The sequence below is a fragment of the Streptomyces sp. NPDC107581 genome (assembly GCF_055657175.1).
Genome location: NZ_JBVKBH010000056.1, coordinates 1 through 3,387, shown reverse-complemented (window position 1 = coordinate 3,387; position 3,387 = coordinate 1). Strand labels below are relative to the sequence as shown.

The 3,387-nt window shown below is 68.6% G+C and carries 2 protein-coding genes; both read left to right on the top strand.

Annotation, left to right across the window (positions count from 1 at the left end):
* The first annotated feature begins 103 nt into the window (after nucleotides 1-103).
* On the top strand, nucleotides 104-1,243 hold the full coding sequence (locus ACZ7P3_RS42485; RefSeq protein WP_472090042.1) for a tyrosine-type recombinase/integrase: 1,140 nt from the start codon (nucleotides 104-106) through the stop codon (nucleotides 1,241-1,243).
* Nucleotides 1,240-3,354, top strand: a complete 2,115-nt coding sequence (locus tag ACZ7P3_RS42480) for a tyrosine-type recombinase/integrase (protein ID WP_472090041.1) — start codon at nucleotides 1,240-1,242, stop codon at nucleotides 3,352-3,354. The genes ACZ7P3_RS42485 and ACZ7P3_RS42480 overlap by 4 nt, the downstream gene beginning before the upstream one ends.
* Nucleotides 3,355-3,387: the final 33 nt, after the last annotated feature.

The window sequence follows — 3,387 nt, the reverse complement described above, 5'->3', positions numbered from 1 at the left end:
ATCTCCTTATCTGGACACCTTCGGGTGATGCCTGAATCGGTTCCGTGGCCGTGCGGGTACCGGTCTCGTTGGGCCATCCGAGTGCAGGCTTGGGGAGGCCGGTGTGCGGGTGGTCAAGGAACGCGATGGCGGTGTCGTACGCCGGGTGCGGTTGGTCGACAGTGGTGATGGTGAACCGGTCACGGCGGCCTGCCGGTTCCTGGATCACCTGGTCGACCGGGGCTTCTCGCCGCACACGATCTGCGCGTACGCGTACGACCTGCGGCGACTGTTCACCTTCCTCGCTGCTGAGGACATGGACTGGCGCGAGTTCCGGGGGCCGGATGCCTTGCGGCTGCTGACGTTCCTGCGGCGGGCGCCCTCGCGCCGACCGGCCCAGCGGCTCGGCCTGACAGTCGTGGTCGGCGGTCCGAAGGCGCCGGGGAGCCTGCTGGCGCCGGCGACGGTGAACCGGATCTTGGCTGCCGTCTCCAGCTTCTACGACTGGGCGGTGGTCGCCGAGGAGTACGACGGTGACTCCCCGATGCAAACACGGCTTGACCCCGCGCTTGCCCGGGTCCCGGACCGGCATCAGCCGTTCATGGGCCGGGCGAGCCGTCAGCAGCCGATGCGCCGCACGGTGACGGTCAAGCAGCCGCGGCGCCTGCCGCGTCCGGTGGACGAGGCGGTGCTGGAGCAGTTCATCGGCAGCTTGAAACGGCTGCGGGACCTGGCCATGTTCCTGCTGATGCTCGATGGCGGGCTTCGGCCTGGCGAGGTGCTGTCGCTGCACCTCGACGACATCTCCTACGGCCGGCGCCGGGTGACGATCCGCAAGCGCGACGACCATCCGGGTGGGGTCCGCGGCAAGTCCCGCACCGAGCGGGTCGTGGACCTGCACGAGCCTCGCACCCTCGATGCGGTCAGCCGCTACGTGATGCACGAGCGCCCACTCGATGCGACCAGCCCGTTCGTGTTCCTGGTCGGAGGAAAGGGCACACGCCGCCTGGAGCCGCTGGGCTACGACGCAGTGGTGCGGCTGTTCGCGCGGCGGCTGGACAAGCTCGGCCTGCGCACGCCGGAGACCACTCCACATGCGTTGCGGCACACGCACGCCACAGCGATGTGGGAGGGCGGGATGCGAGAGCTGTCGCTGCAGAAGCGATTGGGACACGCGTCGCCTGAGTCGACGAAGGTATACACCCGGGTCTCCGACGAGGCCGTTCTGGCCGACTACACCCGCGCGCTGGAGAAGAACCGGTGACCGCGCTCGCCCTGGCGGCCGCTCCGGAACCGGACCGCCGCCGGTGCCACGCGCCGAGAGAGGAGTACCTCTCCTGGGTCCGGACGACGTTCGCCGACGCTCCAGCGTCGATCAAGTCCCGCCAGTACTTCCACAACCGGTTCCTCAAGTACTGGCCGGACCTGGAGGACTGGTTCGCCGAGCCCCTACTGGTCCGTCTTGACCTGCACGGACGCGATCCACACGAGCCCGGCAAGCGAACCGGGCCATCTCACGAAGCAGGCCCCTATCTCGCCTACCTCTCGCTGGTGCACGGTCTCCAGCTGGACGCCGACTACGTCCTCAGCCGCAACTTCGACAGCCTGTTCGTCCCCAAGGTCGCCGCCGGCCTCGGGGTCGACCTGGACCTGCTCGGCTCGCTCTCCGCTCGTATGCTTCAGCTCGGCTATGCGCCCGTCAGCGGCCGGTCGGTCCTCACCTGGACCTTCACCCGCCTTCTCCTGATGCGAGGAGATCCGGATCTGCATGCGATCCGGCTCGACGATCTCACCGCGCTCGCCGAGGAGATCAAGCGCTACTGCGCCCGGCCGGAGGCCGGGTTCGTGCGGGCCAGCCATGTCTCCAACGCGCGCCGCTGCATGCCCATGGACCAGCTCGCCGAGACCTACCAGAAAGCGTGTCTCAGCAGGCTGCACGGCGTCCATGTGCTGCTGTTCAACATCGGGCAGGTCCCCGAGCCGCCGTTCCACGGCCTGAAGACCGCCGAACTCTGGCGAACGGAACTTACCCCTCCCGAGACACCGCCGGCGCTCGCCGCCCCGGTGACGCGCTGGCTGTCGGGACGGCTGCAGACCAGCGACCGCGCGGAGTCGGTCCGCCACTCCCGCGACGCCTTCCGCTACTTCCTGCGCTGGCTCGCCAACGCCCACCCTGACCTCGATGCGATGGCCCAGCTGGAGCGCCGACACATCGAGGGCTTCATGGCCCACCTGCACGAGCACACCAACGCCCGCACCGGACGGCCACTGACGGCGCGGTCCCGCTACACCTACCTCAGCCCGCTGCTTCAGTTCTTCCGCGAGACCAGCCAGTGGGGCTGGAGCGATGTCCCGGGGCGGCCTCTGCTTGGCCGCTCCGACATGCCCAAACTCCCGTCGGCACTGCCACGGTTCATCCCCCGGGCTGAGCTGGACCGCCTCATGGAAGCGGTCGAGGGGCTCGAAGACCCCCACCAACGGGCTGCTCTGCTTCTGCTGCGCTGGAGCGGTGCCCGGCGCGGGGAGATCGCCCGGCTGACCCTGGACTGCCTGGATGCCTACCCCGACGGCTATCCGAGGCTGCGGATCCCGGTCGGCAAGACCTACACCGAGCGCATGGTCCCGCTGCACCCGCAGGCGGCCGATGCGCTGCGCGAGCTGATCGACGCGGCCAAGGCCGCGAACGCCGCAGCCCGCCACGACGCATGGGCCCAGCGGTTGGTCCGCTACGTATTCATGCGACGGGGCAAGCCCATGGGGCGGCAGTTCCTCTACGCGGATGCCCTGGAAATCGCCTGCCGCAAGGCCGGGCTCGTCGACGGCGACGGCAATCCCACAGTGACCGCCCACCGGTTTCGCCACACCGTCGGCACCCAGCTCGCCGAAGGCGGGGCCCAGATCCAGACGATCATGGCGATCCTCGGGCACCGCAACGCGCAGATGTCCGCGACGTACTCCCACATCAGCGACCCCGTGCTCAAGGAGCAGTACGAGAAGGTCATCGCCGCCGGCGGACGGATCGCGGGCCCGGCCGCGGAGGAGCTGCTGGCCAGCCGGATCGGCGAGGACACTCTGAACTGGCTCAAGACCAATTTCTTCAAGACCGAACTCGAACTTGGCCACTGCCTGCGGGCACCCGCCGAAGGGCCCTGCGAGTGCGACCTCTACCTCCGCTGCTCGAAATTCCTCACCACGAGCGAGTACGCACCGCGTCTGCGTTCCCGGCTCTTCCGTGAGCAGGAGCTCGCCCAGGACGCGGTCGAACGCGGCTGGCCCCGCGAAGTCGAGCGGCACAACGCCATCGCCGAACGGATCCGCGGCCTCCTCACAGACCTCGGAGAGAGCACCGAACCCGCCCCTGACGATCACTGCTGACCAATCCAAGATGCCAAAAAACGTCCAGATAAA